Source organism: Chromobacterium sp. FG89 (assembly GCF_057808735.1).
This window is the reverse complement of the sequence record NZ_JBMDIQ010000029.1, coordinates 36,575-55,063: the sequence shown is the minus strand read 5'-3', so window position 1 is coordinate 55,063 and position 18,489 is coordinate 36,575. Positions and strand designations below refer to the sequence as shown.

The 18,489-nt window shown below is 62.6% G+C and carries 20 protein-coding genes; 13 read left to right on the top strand and 7 right to left on the bottom strand.

Going from position 1 to position 18,489, the window contains the following annotated elements:
• Nucleotides 1-46: 46 nt before the first annotated feature.
• A complete protein-coding gene (locus ACODRW_RS21555; RefSeq protein ID WP_107800343.1) occupies nt 47-1,645 on the bottom strand; it encodes an ABC transporter substrate-binding protein in 1,599 nt (532 codons plus the stop codon).
• 161 nt (nt 1,646-1,806) lie between these two features.
• Nucleotides 1,807-2,928 (bottom strand): beta-ketoacyl-ACP synthase III, encoded by a 1,122-nt coding sequence (locus ACODRW_RS21550; protein ID WP_488906657.1) that lies wholly within the window; start codon nt 2,926-2,928, stop codon nt 1,807-1,809.
• A 451-nt stretch (nt 2,929-3,379) separates the two neighbouring features.
• Between ACODRW_RS21550 and iscR the strand changes: the two genes are divergently transcribed.
• The 10 genes from iscR (at nt 3,380) to udk (ending at nt 10,674) form a co-directional block, all read left to right on the top strand.
• Nucleotides 3,380-3,859, top strand: coding sequence for a Fe-S cluster assembly transcriptional regulator IscR (iscR, locus tag ACODRW_RS21545; RefSeq protein ID WP_107800345.1), 480 nt, complete (start codon nt 3,380-3,382; stop codon nt 3,857-3,859).
• Nucleotides 3,860-3,892: 33 nt separating this feature from the next.
• Complete coding sequence (locus tag ACODRW_RS21540) at nt 3,893-5,110, top strand: IscS subfamily cysteine desulfurase (RefSeq protein ID WP_107800346.1); 1,218 nt, start codon at nt 3,893-3,895, stop codon at nt 5,108-5,110.
• Nucleotides 5,111-5,171: 61 nt separating this feature from the next.
• Complete coding sequence (iscU, locus tag ACODRW_RS21535) at nt 5,172-5,555, top strand: Fe-S cluster assembly scaffold IscU (RefSeq protein WP_048411946.1); 384 nt, start codon at nt 5,172-5,174, stop codon at nt 5,553-5,555.
• A gap of 16 nt (nt 5,556-5,571) precedes the next feature.
• A complete protein-coding gene (gene iscA / locus ACODRW_RS21530; RefSeq protein WP_107800347.1) occupies nt 5,572-5,895 on the top strand; it encodes an iron-sulfur cluster assembly protein IscA in 324 nt (107 codons plus the stop codon).
• Nucleotides 5,896-5,970: 75 nt separating this feature from the next.
• Nucleotides 5,971-6,504, top strand: coding sequence for a Fe-S protein assembly co-chaperone HscB (hscB, locus tag ACODRW_RS21525; RefSeq protein ID WP_253314521.1), 534 nt, complete (start codon nt 5,971-5,973; stop codon nt 6,502-6,504).
• Nucleotides 6,505-6,612: 108 nt separating this feature from the next.
• Nucleotides 6,613-8,475: a Fe-S protein assembly chaperone HscA gene (gene hscA / locus ACODRW_RS21520; protein ID WP_227104694.1), complete on the top strand. Its 1,863-nt coding sequence runs from the start codon at nt 6,613-6,615 to the stop codon at nt 8,473-8,475.
• Between the two features lie 9 nt (nt 8,476-8,484).
• Nucleotides 8,485-8,826: an ISC system 2Fe-2S type ferredoxin gene (gene fdx / locus ACODRW_RS21515; protein ID WP_488906656.1), complete on the top strand. Its 342-nt coding sequence runs from the start codon at nt 8,485-8,487 to the stop codon at nt 8,824-8,826.
• Between the two features lie 132 nt (nt 8,827-8,958).
• On the top strand, nt 8,959-9,153 hold the full coding sequence (iscX, locus tag ACODRW_RS21510) for a Fe-S cluster assembly protein IscX (protein WP_107800351.1): 195 nt from the start codon (nt 8,959-8,961) through the stop codon (nt 9,151-9,153).
• 172 nt (nt 9,154-9,325) lie between these two features.
• The gene (locus ACODRW_RS21505) at nt 9,326-9,961 is read left to right on the top strand and encodes a glutathione S-transferase family protein (protein WP_107800352.1); all 636 of its coding nucleotides are present in this window, start codon (nt 9,326-9,328) and stop codon (nt 9,959-9,961) included.
• Between the two features lie 92 nt (nt 9,962-10,053).
• Entirely contained in the window at nt 10,054-10,674 is a 621-nt protein-coding gene (gene udk, locus ACODRW_RS21500) for a uridine kinase (RefSeq protein ID WP_048413454.1), read from the top strand.
• A 1-nt stretch (nt 10,675) separates the two neighbouring features.
• Here the strand turns inward: udk and ACODRW_RS21495 are convergent, their stop codons facing one another.
• The 3 genes from ACODRW_RS21495 to ACODRW_RS21485 all read right to left on the bottom strand — a co-directional run bounded on the left by ACODRW_RS21495 (nt 10,676) and on the right by ACODRW_RS21485 (nt 12,294).
• Nucleotides 10,676-11,002: a hypothetical protein gene (locus ACODRW_RS21495; protein ID WP_235087051.1), complete on the bottom strand. Its 327-nt coding sequence runs from the start codon at nt 11,000-11,002 to the stop codon at nt 10,676-10,678.
• Nucleotides 11,003-11,018: 16 nt separating this feature from the next.
• Nucleotides 11,019-11,417 carry a VOC family protein gene (locus tag ACODRW_RS21490; RefSeq protein ID WP_107800353.1) on the bottom strand — a complete coding sequence of 133 codons (399 nt, stop codon included), beginning with the start codon at nt 11,415-11,417 and terminating at the stop codon, nt 11,019-11,021.
• Nucleotides 11,418-11,502: 85 nt separating this feature from the next.
• A complete protein-coding gene (locus ACODRW_RS21485; protein ID WP_048411783.1) occupies nt 11,503-12,294 on the bottom strand; it encodes an inositol monophosphatase family protein in 792 nt (263 codons plus the stop codon).
• Nucleotides 12,295-12,497: 203 nt separating this feature from the next.
• Between ACODRW_RS21485 and ACODRW_RS21480 the strand changes: the two genes are divergently transcribed.
• Together ACODRW_RS21480 and ACODRW_RS21475 are read left to right on the top strand one after the other, a co-directional pair.
• On the top strand, nt 12,498-13,277 hold the full coding sequence (locus ACODRW_RS21480; RefSeq protein ID WP_107800354.1) for an RNA methyltransferase: 780 nt from the start codon (nt 12,498-12,500) through the stop codon (nt 13,275-13,277).
• A complete protein-coding gene (locus ACODRW_RS21475) occupies nt 13,267-14,190 on the top strand; it encodes a DUF1853 family protein (protein ID WP_488906655.1) in 924 nt (307 codons plus the stop codon). Before ACODRW_RS21480 ends, ACODRW_RS21475 begins: the two co-directional genes overlap by 11 nt.
• Nucleotides 14,191-14,249: 59 nt before the next feature.
• On the opposite strand, the gene fnr is transcribed toward ACODRW_RS21475, so the two are convergent.
• Nucleotides 14,250-14,996, bottom strand: coding sequence for a fumarate/nitrate reduction transcriptional regulator Fnr (gene fnr / locus ACODRW_RS21470; protein ID WP_043590811.1), 747 nt, complete (start codon nt 14,994-14,996; stop codon nt 14,250-14,252).
• A 109-nt stretch (nt 14,997-15,105) separates the two neighbouring features.
• Between fnr and hemN the strand changes: the two genes are divergently transcribed.
• Nucleotides 15,106-16,512, top strand: a complete 1,407-nt coding sequence (gene hemN / locus ACODRW_RS21465) for an oxygen-independent coproporphyrinogen III oxidase (RefSeq protein ID WP_488906654.1) — start codon at nt 15,106-15,108, stop codon at nt 16,510-16,512.
• Between the two features lie 67 nt (nt 16,513-16,579).
• On the opposite strand, the gene ACODRW_RS21460 is transcribed toward hemN, so the two are convergent.
• Complete coding sequence (locus ACODRW_RS21460) at nt 16,580-17,995, bottom strand: alanine/glycine:cation symporter family protein (RefSeq protein WP_107800357.1); 1,416 nt, start codon at nt 17,993-17,995, stop codon at nt 16,580-16,582.
• Nucleotides 17,996-18,489 lie beyond the last annotated feature (494 nt).

Here is an 18,489-nt window from a genome sequence, read left to right as displayed (position 1 = left end):
TCGGGGGCCAGGCCCCCGATGTCGCCGTGTTTTTATTATTTCAGGCTTACTTGACGCTGACGCCATAGAAGGAGTTCAGGCCGAAGGGGCTGACCTTGAAGCCCTGCACCGATTTCAGCATCGGCTGATTGACGGTGGAGTGGGCGATGGTGGTCATCGGCACTTGCTGTTTGACGATTTCCTGAGCCTTCATGTACAGCTTGGTGCGCTCGGCCACGTTGGCGGTGCGCTTGCCCTTCTGGATCAGGTCTTCAAACGGCTTGTAGCACCACTTGGAGAAGTTGTTGCCGTTCATCGCGTCGCAGCCGAACAGCACGCCCAGCCAGTTGTCCGGATCGCCGTTGTCGCCGGTCCAGCCGATCAACATGGTGTCATGCTCGCCGGCCTTGGCGCGCTTGATGTACTCGCCCCATTCGTAGGAAGTGATCTTGGCCTTGACGCCGATCTTGGCCCAGTCCGACTGCACCATTTCCGCCATCAGTTTGGCGTTGGGGTTGTACGGACGCTGCACCGGCATCGCCCACAAGCTCAGTTCAAAGCCGTTGGGGTAGCCGGCCTTGGCCAGCAGCGCCTTGGCCTTGGCCACATCGTAAGGCGCGTCTTTCAGGCTCTTGTTGTAGGACCACTGGGTCGGCGGCATCGGATTGGTGGCCGGCTGGCCGGCGCCCTGGTACACCGCGTCGATGATGGCTTTCTTATTGATCGCCATGTCCAGCGCCTGACGCACTTCCAGCTTTTCCAGCGGCTTGTGCTTGACGTTGTAAGCCAGGTAGCCCAGGTTGAAGCCCGGCTGCGCGGTCACCGACAGCTTGGAATCGGCCTTCATCGCGGCCAGATCAGTCGGACGCGGGTTGACGGTGATCTGGCACTCGCCGGCTTTCAGCTTCTGGTAACGCACGGAAGCGTCGGTGGTGATGGCGAACACCAGATTGTCCACTTTCGGGCCGTCGGCCTTGTTCCAGTATTCCTTGTTGGCGGCGAAACGGATCTGCGCGTCTTTCTGGTAACGCTTGAAGATGAACGGGCCGGTGCCCACCGGCTGCTGATTGATCAGTTGCGGCTTGCCGGCCTTGAGCAGCTTGTCCGCGTACTCGGCGGACTGCACCGAGGCGAAGCTCATCGCCAGGTTCTGCAGGAAGGCCGCGTCCAGGCTCTTCAGAGTGAACTTGACGGTGTTGGCGTCAATTTTCTCGACCTTGACGATATTGGTGTCCAGGCCCATATCGGTGAAATACGGGAATTCGGTCGGATAGGCTTTGCGGAACGGATGGTTTTTGTCGACCATGCGGCTGAAGGTGAACACCACATCGTCGGCGTTGAATTCACGGGTCGGCTTGAAGTAGTCGGTGGTCTGGAACTTCACGCCCTTGCGCAGATGGAAGGTGTAGCTCAGGCCGTCGGCGGCCACATCCCATTTCTCTGCCAGCGCCGGCACCACCTTGGTGCCGCCGCGTTGGAACTGCACCAGGCGGTTGAACACGGTTTCGGCGGAAGCGTCGAAATCGGTGCCGGTAGTGTATTGACCAGGGTCGAAACCCGCCGGGCTGCCTTCGGAGCAGTACACCAGGGTGCCGGCGGCCTGGGCGGCCATCGCGGTCCCGGCGATCAGGCCGGCTGCCAACAGCGCTTTCTTGACAGTTTGCATCTTTATTTCCTTTCCCTTGTACAGACTCATCGGTCTTTCTTGTCAGCGGGATCCTAGCCCGCCATGGGGGGATACATTATGCAGAGAGGACGCTTTTGACAAGCGTCCTCTGCTTTTTTCTGCCAAGGGCCCTTCGCGCTAGGACTATTTTTTCCGGCTTATCAGATTTTCCTCAGCACAACGCTGCCCACCGAATAGCCCGCGCCAAAAGATGAAATGACGCCGACATCTCCGCTCCGCAGGTCATCCGAATGCAGATGGAATGCAATCACGGAGCCGGCGGAACTGGTGTTGGCGTAACGGTCCAGAATCACCGGCGCCTCTTGATCGCCGGCCTCGCGGCCCAGCACGCGCCGGGAGATCAGCTGGTTCATCGCCAGATTGGCCTGGTGTAGCCAGAAGCGCGCCACCTCGGCCGGCGCGATGCCCAGGCCTTCCAGATGCGCGGCGATATGATCGCCCACCATCGGGCAGACTTCCTTGAACACCTTGCGGCCTTGCTGCACGAAAAGCTTGTCCGGCTGGCCTATCCCCGCCTCGTCGCAACGATTGAGGAAGCCGAAGTTGTTGCGGATATTATTGGAGAACACCGTGGCCAGCTTGCTGCCCAGCACCTCGTAACGCTGCGCCGAGCTCGCCGCCTCGGCGCGCTCCAGCACCACCGCGGTGCAAGCGTCGCCAAAGATGAAGTGGCTGTCGCGGTCGCGGAAGTTCAAATGGGCGGAACAGATTTCCGGATTCACCATCAGCACCGCGCGCGCCTGGCCGCAAGCGACGGCGTTGACCGCGGTCTGAATGCCGAAGGTGGCGGACGAGCAGGCCACGTTCATATCGAAGGCGTAGCCCTGGATGCCGAGCGCCTGCTGCACTTCGATGGACACCGCCGGGTACGGACGCTGCATATTGGAGCAGGCGACGATGACCATGTCGATGTCCGCGGCGCGGCGGCCAGCGCGTTCCAGCGCCTGGCGCGCCGCGGCCACCGCCATCTCCGCCTGCACCGACAACTCGTCGTTGCCGCGCTCCGGCAAACGCGGCGCCATTCTGGCCGGATCCAGCACCCCGCTCTTGTCCATCAGGAAACGCTGCTTGATGCCGGAGGCTTTCTCAATGAATTCGGAACTGGACTCGGCCAGCGCTTCCATTTCTCCGGCGGCGATCCGGTCCGCGTGCTGCTGATTGTGAGCGTGTACAAAGGCATTGAAAGCCGCGACCAGTTCCTGGTTGCTGACCGCGTGCGGCGGCGTGAACAAGCCGGTTCCGCTAATGACGACCTTGTGCATGAATTGTCCTTTTAGCCCCCCGTGACCCGGGTAAGTGTAGATTTTTGTTGCGGCGACGACAGTCCTCGCTGCGCCGCCCGAGCGGAAATGCCCGCCCCGTTTCGGCCCGTCCGCGGACGACCCTTATCCGTCGCCGGATTCTACACCAAGCCCTTCATCTGAAAGTAATAAAACCGCAAACGCCGCCGCGGCGCGGCTCGCGGCCCTTCCCGCCTCTGCGCGGCCGGCTCGCGCCGCCCTGCCGACGCCCGATTCCGGCCTGCGGCCTGCCGCGGATCCCGTAGGCAAAACTACCCCTCGAACTAAAAACCGAGTAAAATGATCGGCTTTGCGCAGCCGCATCCTCTTGCCTCCGCCGATAATAGTTGACTAAAACAGTCGGATATTAGGTATAATCGTCTGCATCAGGAATTCATCCTCCTCCAAATACCCACTCTTGGAGACCAGAGACATGCGTTTAACCACTAAAGGGCGTTTTGCCGTCACCGCGATGCTGGATCTGGCATTGCGCGAGAGCGGCGGCCCGGTCACGCTGGCCGGCATCAGCGAGCGTCAAGGCATCTCGCTCTCCTACTTGGAACAACTCTTCGGCAAGCTGCGGCGCGCCGAACTGGTGGACAGCGTGCGCGGCCCCGGCGGCGGCTACACCCTGGCCAAGACCCCGATCGACATCTCCGTGGCCGACATCATCACCGCCGTGGACGAGCCGGTGGACGCCACCCAGTGCGGCGGCCGCGAGAACTGTCGCGGCAATCAGCGCTGCATGACCCATGATTTGTGGACCAATCTGAACGTCACCATTTTCGACTACCTGTCCAAGGTCAGCCTCGCCAGCCTGGTTGAGCAGCAAAAGACCAAGGAAAACACTGTATTGCAGGATAAGCGCGAATGCAGCGTGGTTCACGCTTCTGCCGCCTCCGGCGCCCTGTGAGGCGCGGACCCATCTTCTGTGGAGAGAATATAAATGAGCCAGCTCAAGCATCCGATCTACCTCGACTACTCGGCCACCACGCCGGTAGACCCGCGCGTTGCCGACAAGATGATTCCCTATCTTTACGAAAAGTTCGGCAACCCGGCCTCCCGCAGCCACAGCTTCGGCTGGGACGCGGAGGAAGCGGTGGAGAACGCGCGCGCTGAAGTGGCCAAGCTGATCAACGCCGACTCCAAGGAAATCGTCTGGACCTCCGGCGCCACCGAGTCCGACAACCTGGCGATCAAGGGTGCCGCCCACTTCTACAAGAGCAAGGGCAAGCACCTAATCACCGTCAAGACCGAACACAAGGCGGTGCTGGACACCATGCGCGAGCTGGAGCGCCAGGGCTTTGAAGTGACCTATCTGGGCGTGCAGGACAACGGCCTGCTGGACATTGAAGAATTCAAGGCCGCCATCCGCCCGGACACCATCGTCGCCTCGGTAATGTTCGTCAACAATGAAATCGGCGTGGTGCAGGACATCGAACAGCTGGGCGAAATCTGCCGCGCCAAGGGCGTGATCTTCCATGTCGACGCCACCCAGGCGCCGGGCAAGGTAATCATCGACATGGAAAAGCAGAAAGTGGACCTGCTCAGCCTGTCCGCCCACAAAGTGTACGGCCCCAAAGGCATCGGCGCCCTGTACGTGCGCCGCAAGCCGCGCGTGCGCCTGGAAGCGCAGATGCACGGCGGCGGCCATGAGCGCGGCTTCCGCTCCGGCACCCTGGCCACCCACCAGATCGTGGGCATGGGCGAAGCCTTCCGCATCGCCCGCGAAGAGATGGACAGCGAGCGCGAACGCATCCGCATGCTGCGCGACCGCCTGTGGAACGGCATCAAGAACATGGAAGAGGTCTACATCAACGGCGACATCGACCAACGCGTGCCGCACAACCTCAATGTCAGCTTCAACTTCGTCGAAGGCGAAAGCCTGATCATGGCGATCAAGGAGCTGGCCGTATCCAGCGGTTCAGCTTGTACCTCGGCTTCGCTGGAGCCGTCCTACGTGCTGCGCGCGCTGGGCCGCAACGACGAAATGGCCCACAGCTCGATCCGCTTCACGCTGGGCCGCTTCACCACCGAGGAGGAAATCGACTTCGCGGTGAATCTGCTAAACCAAAAGATCGGCAAGCTGCGCGAACTGTCCCCCTTGTGGGAAATGTTCAAAGACGGCGTGGATCTGAATTCGGTTCAATGGGCCGCCCACTAAGGGCGACAGCAATATCCAGCGCCGAGCCGGCCAGGCCGGAGCGGCGCTGAAGGAGACAATCATGGCATACAGCGACAAGGTAATGGATCACTACGAAAACCCGCGCAACGTGGGCTCTTTCGAAAAAGGCGACGACAGCGTGGGCACCGGCATGGTGGGCGCGCCGGCCTGTGGCGACGTGATGAAGCTGCAAATCAAGGTGGGCGAGGACGGCGTGATTCAGGATGCCAAGTTCAAGACTTACGGCTGCGGCTCCGCCATCGCCTCCTCCTCGCTGGTGACCGAATGGGTCAAGGGCAAATCGCTGGACGAGGCGCTGGATATCAAGAACACCGCCATCGCCGAAGAACTGGCCTTGCCGCCGGTGAAGATTCACTGCTCCATCCTGGCCGAAGACGCGATCAAGGCCGCGGTCAACGACTACAAGCAAAAGCACGGCAAATAATCAGCAGGGACACATCATGGCTATCACCCTTTCCGAACGCGCCGCCGCTCACGTCAGCGCCTTCATCGCCAAACGCGGCAAGGGCTTGGGCATCCGTCTGGGCGTCAAGACCTCCGGCTGCTCCGGCATGGCCTACAAGCTGGAGTTCGTCGACGCGGCCAGCGACGAAGACGTGACCTTTGAAAGCCATGGCGTCACCGTGTTCACCGATGCCAAGAGCCTGGCCTATCTCGACGGCACCGAGCTGGATTACGCCAAGGAAGGCTTGAACGAGGGGTTTCAGTTCAACAACCCCAACGTCAAAAACGAGTGCGGCTGCGGCGAAAGCTTCAACGTCTGACCCCGGCAGGCGGGCGCGCTTCGGCGCCGCCCGCCCGTCGTCCAACTGTACGCTAGGTTTTCCGGCCCCGTCCCTATGAGCACCGATTTCAGCCAAGACTTCTTCTCCCTGTTCAATCTGCCGCGCCGTTTCGCCATCGACGGCCAAGCGCTGGAGCACGCCTGGCGCACCGCCGCGGCCCAGGTCCATCCCGACCGCTACGCCAGCAGCTCCGACGCCGAAAAACGCAGCGCGCTGATGCAGGCCACCCGGGTCAACGAAGCCTACCAAACGCTGAAGTCGCCGCTGAACCGCGCCCGCTACCTGCTGACGCTCGCAGGCGTGGACACCCAGGAAGACACCAACACTCAGATGCCGGCCGCCTTCCTGATGGCGCAGATGGAATGGCGCGAAAACATCGAAGACGCCCGCGCCGGCGGCGAACTCGAACGCCTGGAAGCCTTGTCGCGCCAGTTGCGGGACGAGAGCCGCTCGCATCAGGCCGAGCTGGCGCTGGCGCTGGACCAGCGCGCTGACTTGGACGCCGCCGCGCTTCTAGTGAGAAAATTGCGGTTTTTGGAAAAACTGGACCAGGAAATCGGCGATGCCATCGAGGCGCTGCTTGACTGAGCCCTCGGCCGCCGGCCCTTCCCCGTCGTGGGGATCGCGCTCCGGCCCGTCCTCTCCATCCGCCTCCGCCGCAGCAGGCGGCTTACCTCGAACTGATTTGAACTGAATATGGCCTTACTGCAAATCGCCGAACCCGGCCTCTCCGCCGCCCCTCACCAACACCGCTTGGCGATCGGCATCGATCTGGGCACCACCAATTCCCTGGTGGCCTCGGTGCGCAGCGGATCCGCCGCCGTACTCAAGGACGAGCACGGCCGCAGCCTGCTGCCCTCGGTGGTGCGCTACGCCGAAGAAGGCGGCGTCAGCGTGGGCTACGACGCCCAGAAAGAGCAGAACAAGGACCCGCACAACACCATCGTCTCGGTGAAGCGCTTCATGGGCCGCGGCCTGGCCGATCTGCCGGACGTCCGCAACCTGCCCTATCGCTTCGTCGACGCACCCGGCATGCTGCAACTGGTGACCCGCGGCGGCATCAAAAGCCCGGTGGAAATCTCTGCCGACATTCTGCGCACCCTGAAACAGCGCGCCGAAGCCAGCCTGGGCGGCGATCTGACCGGCGCGGTCATCACCGTGCCGGCCTATTTCGACGACGCCCAGCGTCAGGCCACCAAGGACGCCGCACGTCTGGCCGGCCTGAACGTGCTGCGCCTGCTGAACGAACCCACCGCCGCCGCCATCGCCTACGGGCTGGACAACGGCAGCGAAGGCATATACGTCGTCTACGATCTGGGCGGCGGCACCTTCGACGTATCCATTCTCAAACTCAGCCGCGGCGTGTTCGAAGTGCTGGCCACCAGCGGCGACTCCGCGCTGGGCGGCGACGACTTCGACCATCGCGTCTACTGCTGGATGCTGGAACAAGCCGGCCTGTCCGGGCTAGGCGCCCAGGATACCCGCTTGCTGCTGACCCGCGCCCGCGAGGCCAAGGAAGCGCTGACCGAGCACGCGGAGACTCAGATCACCGCGCTGCTGTCCGACGGCCAGGCCCTGAACCTGACGCTGGACCAGGACACCTTTCGCGGCATCACCAAGAACCTGGTGGACAAGACTCTGCTGCCGGTGCGCAAGGCGCTGCGCGATGCCGGCGTCGCCGCGGACGAGGTCCATGGCGTGGTGATGGTGGGCGGCGCCACCCGCATGCCCCAGGTGCAAAAAGCCGTCGGCGATTTCTTCCGCCAGGAGCCGCTGACCAATCTGGACCCGGACAAGGTCGTCGCCTTGGGCGCGGCGATCCAGGCCAATGTGCTGGCCGGCAACAAGGGCGACGACGAGTGGCTGCTGCTGGACGTGATCCCGCTGTCGCTGGGCATCGAGACCATGGGCGGCCTGACCGAGAAGATCATTCCGCGCAACAGCACCATCCCTGTGGCCCGCGCTCAGGACTTCACCACTTTCAAGGACGGCCAGACCGCGATGTCCATCCACGTGCTGCAAGGCGAGCGCGAGCTGGTGGCCGATTGCCGTTCGCTGGCCAAGTTCACCTTGAGCGGCATCCCGCCGATGGTGGCCGGCGCGGCGCGCATCCGCATCACCTTCCAGGTGGACGCCGACGGCCTGCTGGAAGTGTCCGCCCGCGAACAGACCAGCGGCGTGGAAGCGCGCATCGAGGTCAAGCCCTCCTACGGCCTGAGCGACGAGGAAATCAGCCGCATGCTGACCGAGTCCATGACCCATGTGCATGAAGACATCGAGGCGCGCAAGCTGCGCGAAGCCGTCGTCGACGCCACCAGCCTCAGCGAGGCCTGTCGCGTTGCGCTCGCCAGCGACGGCGATCTGCTGGACGCCGACGAACGCGCCGCGGTGGAAGAGGCGCTGGCCGCCGTGGACGCCGCCATCGCCGCCGCTCAAATCGCGCGCGAGGTCAACGAGGCCTCCGGTCGCCTCAACCGCGCCACCGAAGAATTCGCCTCGCGCCGCATGGATCGCAATATCCGACGCGCGCTCAAAGGCCACAACATTTCCGATTTGTAAGGATCCGCCATGCCGCGAATCATCGTATTGCCCCACGCCGACCTCTGCCCGGAAGGCCTGGTCATCGACAACGCCGAACCCGGCCAGAACATCTGCCAGGTCCTGCTGGATCACGATATCGAGATCGAGCACGCCTGCGAAATGTCCTGTGCCTGCACAACCTGCCATTGCATCGTCCGCGAAGGCGGCGACTCCCTGAACGAAGCCGACGAGCTGGAAGAAGACCTGCTGGACAAGGCCTGGGGACTGGAAGCCCAGTCCCGGCTGTCCTGCCAGGCCATTGTCGCCGGTGAGGATTTGGTGATAGACATTCCCCGGTACACCATCAACCACGCCCGCGAACACCACTAGGAACACGCCCTAAAATCCCTGTAGCCGCGTTGCGCCGCCTTGCCGTACCTCATGTACTGTCCGCGGCGGCGCGCCTTGCTACAGCCGCTGCGCTGGATTTTATGAGCGGTTCCCCGCTCAGGAGACAAGAAGATGAAATGGACCGACGTGCTGGACATCGCCATCGAACTGGCGGAAACCCATCCGGAAGTCGACCCCAAGACCGTGCGCTTCGTTGATCTGCACAACTGGGTCGTCGAGCTGCCGGATTTTGACGACGACCACAGCCGCGGCGGCGAACGCGTGCTGGAGGCGATCCAGCAAGCCTGGATCGACGAGGTGGAATAAGCCTCCCCGCCCCCCGTTTTAGCAAGGCCGCGTCGCAGGATGCGGCCTTTTTGCCGTCTTGGGCCCAAAACCCGCCGTCTCCGCATAGGAAAAGACGGGCCGATGGCGGTATCATCGGACAAAGGCTGCGACAGCCCGCCGGCAGCCTCCTCTTTCGAAACGGAGCTCCCTGATGTTCACCCTCATCATCGGCAATAAAAACTACTCCTCCTGGTCCCTGCGCCCCTGGCTGGTGCTGAAAATGCTGGACGAGCCGTTTGAAGAGCAGCAGATCGATCTCTACCTGTCCGACACCAAGGCCCGCATCCTGGCCGCCAACCCGGCCGGCAAGGTGCCCGTGCTGATAGACCGCAAGCTGCGGATCTGGGATTCGCTGGCCATCTGCGAATACCTGGCCGAATGCTTTCCTGCCGCCAAGCTGTGGCCGGACGACGCGGGACTGCGCGCGGTCGCCCGCTCCATCGTCGCCGAGATCCACTCCGGCTTCTCCGCGCTGCGCGAACACCTGGCGATGAATCTGACGCTGCGCCACATCAATTATCAGAGCACGCCGGCGGTGGAGTTCGACATCGCCCGCATCATCTCGCTGTGGGAAGAGCATCTGCCGCGCCACCAGGCCAACGGCGAATTCATCTTCGGCGGCTTCAGCATCGCCGACGCCTTCTTCGCCCCCATCGCCACCCGCTTCCACACTTATAACGTCAAATTGCCGGAGCAATCGCAGGCTTACGTCGATCGTCTGCTGGCTTTGCCGGCGATGCGGGAGTGGTATGAGGCCGCCCAGGCGGAAGGTCAGCGCGCTTCATAGCGGATAATGTCGCAATTAGAGTGGAAGGACGCGCCATAACTCATTAGAATGGCGCGTTTTTTTATCATTTTTACGCGTAGAAGGATAGTTTCATGACCACCCCGTTCATCATCGGCGTTGCAGGCGGCAGCGGCAGCGGTAAAACCACGGTGACCAATCAAGTGCTGGAAACCATTGGCTCCGAGATGGCGGCAGTGATCATTCAAGACTATTACTACCGCGATCAGAGTCATCTGACCTTCGAACAGCGGCTGGCCACCAACTACGACCACCCGCAAGCCTTCGATTGGCCGCTGCTGATCGAACACATCGACGACCTGCGCAACGGCCGCGCCATCGAAATGCCGGTCTACGACTTCGCCAACCACACCCGCGCCGAGGAAACCATCACCGTGCAGCCGGCGCCGGTCATCGTCATCGAAGGCCTGTTCCCACTGTACGACGCCGCGCTGCGCGACATGATGTCCTTGAAGATCTTCGTCGACACCGATTCCGACGTGCGCTTCATCCGTCGTCTCAAGCGCGACATCACCGAACGCGGCCGCACCACCGACAGCGTGATCGAACAATACCTGACCACGGTGCGCCCGATGCACAACCAGTTCATCGAGCCCACCAAGCGCTTCGCCGACGTGATCCTGCCGCACGGCGCCAATGATCCGGCGGTGGACATCATCACCACCAAGGTGGCCAGCCTGATGGTGCACAACTGATTTACCCGGCGGCGTCCGCGCCGCCGTCTTCCGCCCGCTCAGCGGGCCCCAAGCACAGGAGCACTCCATGCACACGATCAAACCGCGCAATCCGCACGCTTGCGCGCCCATCATGAAAAAAGGCGGCGCCCACGGACAAAGCCGCTCCGGACAGCGCCAGGCCGGACGCCAGGCCATGCTGGCCGAACTGGATCTGGATTGGGATCTGGATTGGAACGAAGCGGACGCCTATCCGCCGCAGCCGCAAGCCGCTGCCGACGACGAGCCGGCGGTTTTTGGCGACGTGAATAACAAAGAGCCGCGCAATGCGCGGCTCTTTGTTATTCACGGGGCCCAGCCGGCGTTTAAACGTCGGACTTCAACTGCAGCAAATCCCAGCGATTGCCGTACAAGTCCTCGAACACCACCACGGTGCCGTATTCCTCCTCGCGCGGCTGCTCGCTGAAGCTCACGCCCGCCGCCGCCATGCGGCGGTAATCGCGCCAGAAATCGTCGGTATGCAGGAAGAAACCCACGCGGCCGCCGGTCTGGCCGCCCACCGCCGCCTGCTGCCGCGCATTGCTCGCCTTGGCCAGCAGCAGCGCGCACTCGCTCGCTCCCGGCGGCGCCACGCGCACCCAGCGCTTGTCCTCGCCCTGGCGCTCATCCTCCAGCAAGACAAAGCCCAGCTTGTCCACATACCAGGCGATGGCTTCATCGTAATCCGTCACCACCAGGGCGACCGAACCCAAAAACTGTTTCATATCACGCTCCAAACAAAAACGGCGCCCCCGAGGACGCCGTGACGCGTTAGCCGCTCAAACCCCAAGGGGCCCAAACCGGCAGCGCTTACTTGCCGATATGCGGCGCCAGCGTATGCAGCAGCTGCGCCAGCACTTTCGGGTTGGCGGCGACGATGTCGCCGGACTCCAGCCAGCCTTGTTCGCCGGACAAATCGGTGACGATGCCGCCCGCTTCCTGCACGATCAGGCTGCCCGCGGCGATGTCCCAAGGCTTGAGGTTCAGCTCCCAGAAACCTTCCACGCGGCCGCAAGCGACATTGCACAGGTCCAGCGAGGCCGCGCCTTCGCGGCGTACTCCGGCGGTCTTGGCCAGCACATCCTTGAGCATGCCCAGGTATTGGTCGATATAGCTTTGGTCGGACACCGGGAAGCCGGTGGCGATCACGCATTCATTCATCATGAAGCGTTTGGACACGCGGATGCGGCGATCGTTGAGGAAGGCGCCGACGCCGCGCGAGGCGGTGAACAGATCGTTGCGGTTGGGGTCGAAGACCACGGCTTGCTGCACCTGGCCCTTGTGCGCCAGCGCGATGGAGATCGCGTACTGCGGGTGGCCGTGCAGGAAGTTGGTAGTGCCGTCGATCGGATCGATGATCCACTCGTATTCCGACGAACCGATGCCTTTCGCGCCGGACTCTTCTGCTAGAATCGCGTGCTTGGGATAAGCTTCCAGAATGGAAGCGATGATGGACTCTTCCGCGGCGCGGTCCACTTCGGTCACGAAGTCATTGTGTTTCTTGCGCTCTACGCGCACCGCGTCGAGATTCAGCGACGCGCGCTGGATGACACTGCCGGCGCGGCGAGCGGCTTTCACCGCGACATTGAGCATCGGATGCATTGACGGCCTCTACACTTTCAACCATGACAGACGTCCGCCACATGACGCGACGTCTGCTAGTAACAATCTGGGTTAAGGAACAAGAAAAACCCGGCGCAATCGGGCAAGGCCGCACGCCTGCCCAATCCGGCAAACGCTGGCCTTGCGCGCAAAACGGCGCGCGGGCTTTTCGATAAGCCGGCTATTTTAATGTGAAACTGCTGATGAATAAACCCCAAGTACCTGATTTTCTGAAAAACATTCGCATCGTGTTGGCCCGCCCCAACCATCCGGGCAATATCGGCTCCGCCGCCCGGGCGATGAAAACCATGGGCCTGAGCCGGCTGTATCTGGTTGAACCCAAAGTGTTTCCCAGCGACGAGGCCAATACGCTGGCCTCCGGCGCGGTGGATCTTCTGGAGCAGGCCACCGTGGTGTCCAGCCTGGCCGAGGCCTTGCAAGACGTCACCATCGCCTGCGCGCTGACCAGCCGCCGTCGCGAGCTGACCACCCCGCTGTCCACCCCGCGCCAGACCACGCCGGAACTGGTGGCGCGCGCCCGCGCCGGCGAACAAGTGGCCCTGGTGTTCGGCAACGAGACCTTCGGCCTGTCCATTGAAGAAGTCGAACAATGCAACCGCCTGGTCACCATCCCCGGCAACCCGGACTACTTCTCGCTGAATCTGGCGATGGCGGTGCAGGTGATGACTTACGAACTGTTCAGCCACACCGGCGTGGACGTCGACTATCTGCGCGCCGACAGCGACGCGGCGGCGCTGGGCGAGGTGGAGGGCTTCTGCGGCCACCTGGAACAGACCATGGACAAGATAGGCTATTTCCGCCGCCGCAACAGCGAACGGATGATGCGCCGGATGCGCACCCTGTTCAACCGCGCCGGCCTGCTGCGCGAGGAAATCGACATCCTGCGCGGCTTCCTCAAACAGGTGCAGCGCGCCGCCGACGGCGAAGTCCGCCGCGACGCGCCCGGACAGGATGGCGAATAAGCCGCCGTTCACCCTGCCCTACGCGCACCCGGCGGTGCGCGATCTGGCTTTTCTGCTCTCCGCGCCCTCTCCCTGGCGCAGCGGCGCGGACATCCCGCCGCAGCGGCTGCTGGGGGCCGACGGCCCGGCCTTGCTGCAAACGCTGGACGCCGATCCTGCCGAACTTCAGCACTGGCTGGCGCGCCAGCCCACCCGCCGTCTGGGCCATTACGCGGAACGGCTGCTGTCCTTCTGGTTCCGGCTGGCGCCGCACATCGAACTGGTGGCCAGCAATCTGCCGGTGCGCGCGCCGGACGGCCGCACCGTCGGCGAGTTCGACTTCCTGCTGCGCCTAGACGGCCAACCGCTGCATCTGGAAGCCGCCAGCAAGTTCTATCTGCAACTGGGCCGCAGCGCGGACACCTTGACCGGCCCCAGCCTGCGCGACGCCTGGGCGCTGAAAGCCCATAAACTGCAAACCCAGCTGCGCCTGTCCCGCCACCCGGCGGCGCAAGCGACGCTGCCGGCGGGCTTTGAGGGCTGCGCGGTCGGCGCCCGGCTCAGCGGCTGGCTGTTCCACGCCCGCGACACCGCGCCGGAAGCGCCGCCCGGCGCCCAGCCGCTGTACGGGCAATACTGGCCGCTGCGCGGCGACTGGCCGGCGTTGAATGCGGATTCGCGCTGGGCCTGGCTGCCCAGGCTCAGTTGGCTGGCGCCGGCGCGCCGCTCGCCGGAACACACCGCCGACGCGGCGGAACTGCGCGCGCGCCTGGAACAGGCCGAGGCGCCGCAGCTGCTGGCCGAACTGCAGCCCGGCCCCGACGGCGACTGGCATGAAGTGGCCCGCGGCTTCGCCGTGCCGCCGGGCTGGCCTCAGGAGGCGCCGCTGTCGCGGCTGCTGCTGCAAATCGCGGACTGCGCGCCGGCCCCATGAAAAAAGGCAAGCCCGAGGGCTTGCCTTGCGTTTTCCATCTGCCCGCCCGCGCGGCGGAATCAATGTCCGTTGGCGTGAGCGCAGCCGGAAATCAGCGCCTTCAATTCGTCCACCATCACCAGTTGGATGTGCTTATGATCGACGGTGATCCAGCCTTGCTGCTGGAACTTGGACAGCGTGCGGCTGACGGTTTCCAGCTTCAGGCCGAGGAAGCTGCCGATTTCCTCGCGGCTCATGCGCAGGATGAAGTCGTTGGCGGCGAAGCCGCGGGTGGACAGACGCTGCGACAGATTGAGCAGGAAGGCGGCCAAGCGCTCTTCCGCCTTCATGTTGCCCAATAACAACATTACATTCTGATCGCGAACGATCTCGCGGCTCATCAGACGGTAGAAATGGTGCTGCAGGGTGGGAATTTCGCGGCCCAGGCTCTCCATGCGGCTGAACGGCAGCTCGCACACCTCGCTGTCCTCCAGCGCGATGGCGTCGCAGCCGTGCACATTGGCGGAAATGCCGTCCAGGCCCATCAGTTCGCCGGACATATGGAAGCCGGTGACCTGCTCGCGGCCGTCCTGACTGGCGACGCTGGTCTTGAAGAAGCCGGTGCGCACCGCGAACAGCGAACGGAAGCCCTCGCCGCTGCGGAACAAGTACTCGCCGCGCTTCAAACGGCGGCTTTGGCGGATCACCGCGTCGAGCTGGGTCAGCTCCTCGCGGTTAAGCCCCACAGGTAGACAAAGTTCCTTCAGGCTGCAGTTGGAGCAGGAGACCTTCAGGTTATGCAAAGAGATATGGTTCTGATCGGACATGGCATGTTTAGTACAAGCTTGCGATGAAGCTTGACCCTTATCAAAGCGAAATTCGCAGGATTTCCGCAAATTTACCAGTCCACCAGAGGTTTTGCCATCCAAATACGACATGAAGACCACCCACCCATTTTCTCCTGCCCATTTTGAATTCGACCGCGCGCTGATTGAGCGCCTCGACGGGACAGGTCCTAGATATACGTCATACCCGACAGCGGATCGCTTTACGCCGGGTTTTGCCGAAAGAGACTACATCCACTGGCTACGGCAGCGCAGCATCGGCGCCAACCGGAAACCTTTATCATTGTACGCTCATATACCTTTTTGCAACACTATCTGCTACTACTGCGGTTGCAACAAGATCATCACCAAGGACAGCGGCAAAGCGGACTTGTACCTGGACTACCTGGAGAAGGAGGTCCGCATGATCGCCTCCTGTCTGGGCCGCCGCGAGCAAGTGATACAGCTGCATTTCGGCGGCGGCACCCCCACTTTCTTGTCCGACGCGCAACTGGAACGATTGATGACCTTGCTCAAGACTCATTTCGAGTTCTTGAAGGAGGGGGAGTATTCCATAGAAATAGACCCGCGCAAAGTCAGCGCGGCGACAATCTTCAAACTGGCCGAACTCGGATTCAACCGCATCAGCGTCGGGATTCAGGACTTTGAACCGGCGGTGCAGCAGGCGGTGAACCGGGTGCAGTCCGAAGAGGAAACACTGGAGGTGATCCAGGCCGCGCGCGACGCCGGCTTCAAGTCCGTCAGCGTCGATCTGATCTACGGCCTGCCGCTGCAGACTCGGGAATCGGTGCGCCGCACGCTGGACAAGGTGATCGCCATCGGGCCGGACCGGCTGGCGCTGTACAACTACGCCCACCTGCCCACCGTGTTCATGCCGCAGCGGCGCATCAACGAGGCCGATCTGCCCTCGCCGGAAACCAAGCTGGACATCCTGCAGGACTCGGTGCAGCGCCTGGCCGACGCCGGCTATGTCTTCATCGGCATGGATCACTTCGCCAAGCCGGACGACGAACTGGCCTCCGCCCTGCGCCAGGGCCGGCTGCAACGCAATTTCCAGGGCTACTCCACCCATGCGGACTGCGACATGATCGGTCTTGGCGTGTCCTCCATCGGCAAGGTCGGCCCCTGTTACAGCCAGAACGCCAAGGACCTGGACAGTTATTACGCGGCGCTGGACAGCGGCCATCTGCCGGTGTTGCGCGGGCTGACGCTGGACAATGACGACATCCTGCGCCGCAGCATCATCCAAGGCCTGATGTGTCGCTTCTCGCTGTCGGTGGAAGCGCTGGAAGAGATCCACGGCATCAACTTCGCCGAGTACTTCGCCGAAGAACTGCCGCAGATCCGCGAATACCAGCAACTGGGCCTGCTGTCCTTCGACGGCGACTTCATCATGGTGGAGCCCAAGGGCCGCTTCCTGATCCGCAATATCGCGATGATCTTCGACCGCCATCTGCGGGAGCGCCGCACCCAGGCGCGCTACTCCAAGACCATTTGAACGGGGCTAGCAACAAAACAGCCCGCGTCAGGACGCGGGCTGTTTATCGTTGGAGCCGGACGCAGGCTTACCAGATGTCTTTTTCCACCTTGGCGGCCAGTTCCGGGTAATCCGCCACCTTGAACACCGGGGTGGACTCGCCCCGCTTCAGCTGACGCTCGTAATCCTTCAGCACAATGAAGAAATAACGCGACAGCAGCACGATGGCCACCAGATTGATCAGCGCCATCAGGCCCATGGCGAAGTCGGCCATATCCCACACCAGCGGCAGGCTGGCCACCGCGCCGAACATCACCATCGCCAGCACGATCAGACGGAAGGCCAGCAAGATCCCCTTATTGCTGCGGATGAATTCGACATTGCCCTCGGCGTAAGCGTAATTGCCGATGATGGTGGAAAAGGCGAACAGGAACATCGCCACCGCCAGGAAGGACGCGCCTATCGGGCCGAACTGCGATTCGATCGCCTTCTGCGTCAGCGCCACGCCGCTCAAACCCTGGTCATACACGCCGGACAGCAGAATGATGGCGGCGGTGGCGGTACAGATCACCATGGTGTCGATGAAGACGCCGAACATCTGGATCGCGCCCTGACTCGCCGGGTGACGCGAAGTCGCCGTCGCCGCCGCGTTGGGAGCGGAGCCCATGCCCGCCTCATTGGAGAACAGGCCGCGCTTGATGCCCAGCATCATCGCCTGGCTCACCGCATAGCCGGCGAAGCCGCCCGCCGCCTGCTCCAGACCGAAGGCGCTCTTGACGATCAGCACGATCAAACCCGGCAGCTCGGCCGCGTGCGCCGCCAAGACATAGAAGGTCATCAGCAGATAAATGGCCGCCATCACCGGCACCAGCCACTCGGCCACCCGCGCCACCGAGCGCACGCCGCCAAAAATGATGGGGGCGGTCATCACCACCAGGGCGATGCCCACCATATAGCGGTTCCAGCCCCAGGCGCCCTCGGTGGCCGCCACGATGGAGTTGGCCTGCACCGCGTTGAACACCAGGCCGAAGGCCAGGATCAGACACAGGGCGAAGATCACGCCCAGCCAGCGTTGCCCCAGGCCTTTCTGGATGTAGTAGGCCGGGCCGCCGCGGAAGGTGTCGTCATGGTGATTGGTCTTGAACAGCTGCGCCAAAGTCGATTCGGCGAAAGCGCTGGCCATGCCCAGCATGGCGGTCAGCCACATCCAGAACACCGCGCCGGGGCCGCCGGCGGCAATGGCGATGGCCACGCCGGCGATATTGCCGGTGCCCACCCGGCTGGCGAGGCCGGTGGCGAAAGCCTGGAACGGCGAAATATCGTCCTTGCTGCGATGGCCGCCGCGGCCGCCCATCATTTCGCGCCAGCCGCGCGCGAACAGCCTCAGCTGCAACAGGCCGGAACGCAACGAGAAATACAAGCCGACGGCCAGCAACAGGCCGATCAGCATCTTGCCCCAAATCACATCATTGGCGGCATTGATAAACGAATGAAGCAAGTCCATGGATCCTCTTAAAGCTCTGAGCGTGGCAATCTGGAAATGGGCGACGCGCGCCGGAAGGATTTCAGACTGGAAGATTGACCCCGTCCCGATCTTGGCGTCGGGCTCGAGGGTTGCGGTCTTGACGAGACAGCTCCCCGCGGCCGTCAGGCCGCCTGCTTCGGGACACCGCTTCGTCAGACTGTTTTGATGCGAAACCCGGCGAATTTAGCAAAATAGAGTGATTGCTGGCAATGCCGGACGCCATCGGCCAAAGCCGCGCCAGCCGGCTTTCCGTCGCAGCCGGACACGCCTTTGTCATTGATCCCGTCCAGAGAGCGGCCTATTTATCCAAGCACAAAACAATCAAAAGTCATTTTTGATGACTTAAGCATTATGGCCGGTTGCCTTCATACGCCAGACAAGGCAAAGCTCATGCTCCCGCCCGCAATGAACTGATACGCGGCGCTTCAGCCCAGCCATCGCATTTCATGCGGCAATCGCAGTCCGTGAAAATT

What these genes read in the sequence shown, in the direction of transcription:
- ACODRW_RS21475 (WP_488906655.1), top strand. Translation starts at nt 13,267, where the DNA reads ATGGCGAATAAGCCGCCGTTCACCCTGCCCTACGCGCACCCGGCGGTG.
- ACODRW_RS21550 (WP_488906657.1), bottom strand. Translation starts at nt 2,928, where the DNA reads ATGCACAAGGTCGTCATTAGCGGAACCGGCTTGTTCACGCCGCCGCAC.
- ACODRW_RS21485 (WP_048411783.1), bottom strand. Translation starts at nt 12,294, where the DNA reads ATGCATCCGATGCTCAATGTCGCGGTGAAAGCCGCTCGCCGCGCCGGC.
- hemN (WP_488906654.1), top strand. Translation starts at nt 15,106, where the DNA reads ATGAAGACCACCCACCCATTTTCTCCTGCCCATTTTGAATTCGACCGC.
- ACODRW_RS21505 (WP_107800352.1), top strand. Translation starts at nt 9,326, where the DNA reads ATGTTCACCCTCATCATCGGCAATAAAAACTACTCCTCCTGGTCCCTG.
- fnr (WP_043590811.1), bottom strand. Translation starts at nt 14,996, where the DNA reads ATGTCCGATCAGAACCATATCTCTTTGCATAACCTGAAGGTCTCCTGC.
- ACODRW_RS21555 (WP_107800343.1), bottom strand. Translation starts at nt 1,645, where the DNA reads ATGCAAACTGTCAAGAAAGCGCTGTTGGCAGCCGGCCTGATCGCCGGG.
- iscA (WP_107800347.1), top strand. Translation starts at nt 5,572, where the DNA reads ATGGCTATCACCCTTTCCGAACGCGCCGCCGCTCACGTCAGCGCCTTC.
- ACODRW_RS21480 (WP_107800354.1), top strand. Translation starts at nt 12,498, where the DNA reads ATGAATAAACCCCAAGTACCTGATTTTCTGAAAAACATTCGCATCGTG.
- iscX (WP_107800351.1), top strand. Translation starts at nt 8,959, where the DNA reads ATGAAATGGACCGACGTGCTGGACATCGCCATCGAACTGGCGGAAACC.
- hscA (WP_227104694.1), top strand. Translation starts at nt 6,613, where the DNA reads ATGGCCTTACTGCAAATCGCCGAACCCGGCCTCTCCGCCGCCCCTCAC.
- fdx (WP_488906656.1), top strand. Translation starts at nt 8,485, where the DNA reads ATGCCGCGAATCATCGTATTGCCCCACGCCGACCTCTGCCCGGAAGGC.
- hscB (WP_253314521.1), top strand. Translation starts at nt 5,971, where the DNA reads ATGAGCACCGATTTCAGCCAAGACTTCTTCTCCCTGTTCAATCTGCCG.
- iscR (WP_107800345.1), top strand. Translation starts at nt 3,380, where the DNA reads ATGCGTTTAACCACTAAAGGGCGTTTTGCCGTCACCGCGATGCTGGAT.
- iscU (WP_048411946.1), top strand. Translation starts at nt 5,172, where the DNA reads ATGGCATACAGCGACAAGGTAATGGATCACTACGAAAACCCGCGCAAC.
- ACODRW_RS21540 (WP_107800346.1), top strand. Translation starts at nt 3,893, where the DNA reads ATGAGCCAGCTCAAGCATCCGATCTACCTCGACTACTCGGCCACCACG.
- ACODRW_RS21490 (WP_107800353.1), bottom strand. Translation starts at nt 11,417, where the DNA reads ATGAAACAGTTTTTGGGTTCGGTCGCCCTGGTGGTGACGGATTACGAT.
- udk (WP_048413454.1), top strand. Translation starts at nt 10,054, where the DNA reads ATGACCACCCCGTTCATCATCGGCGTTGCAGGCGGCAGCGGCAGCGGT.
- ACODRW_RS21460 (WP_107800357.1), bottom strand. Translation starts at nt 17,995, where the DNA reads ATGGACTTGCTTCATTCGTTTATCAATGCCGCCAATGATGTGATTTGG.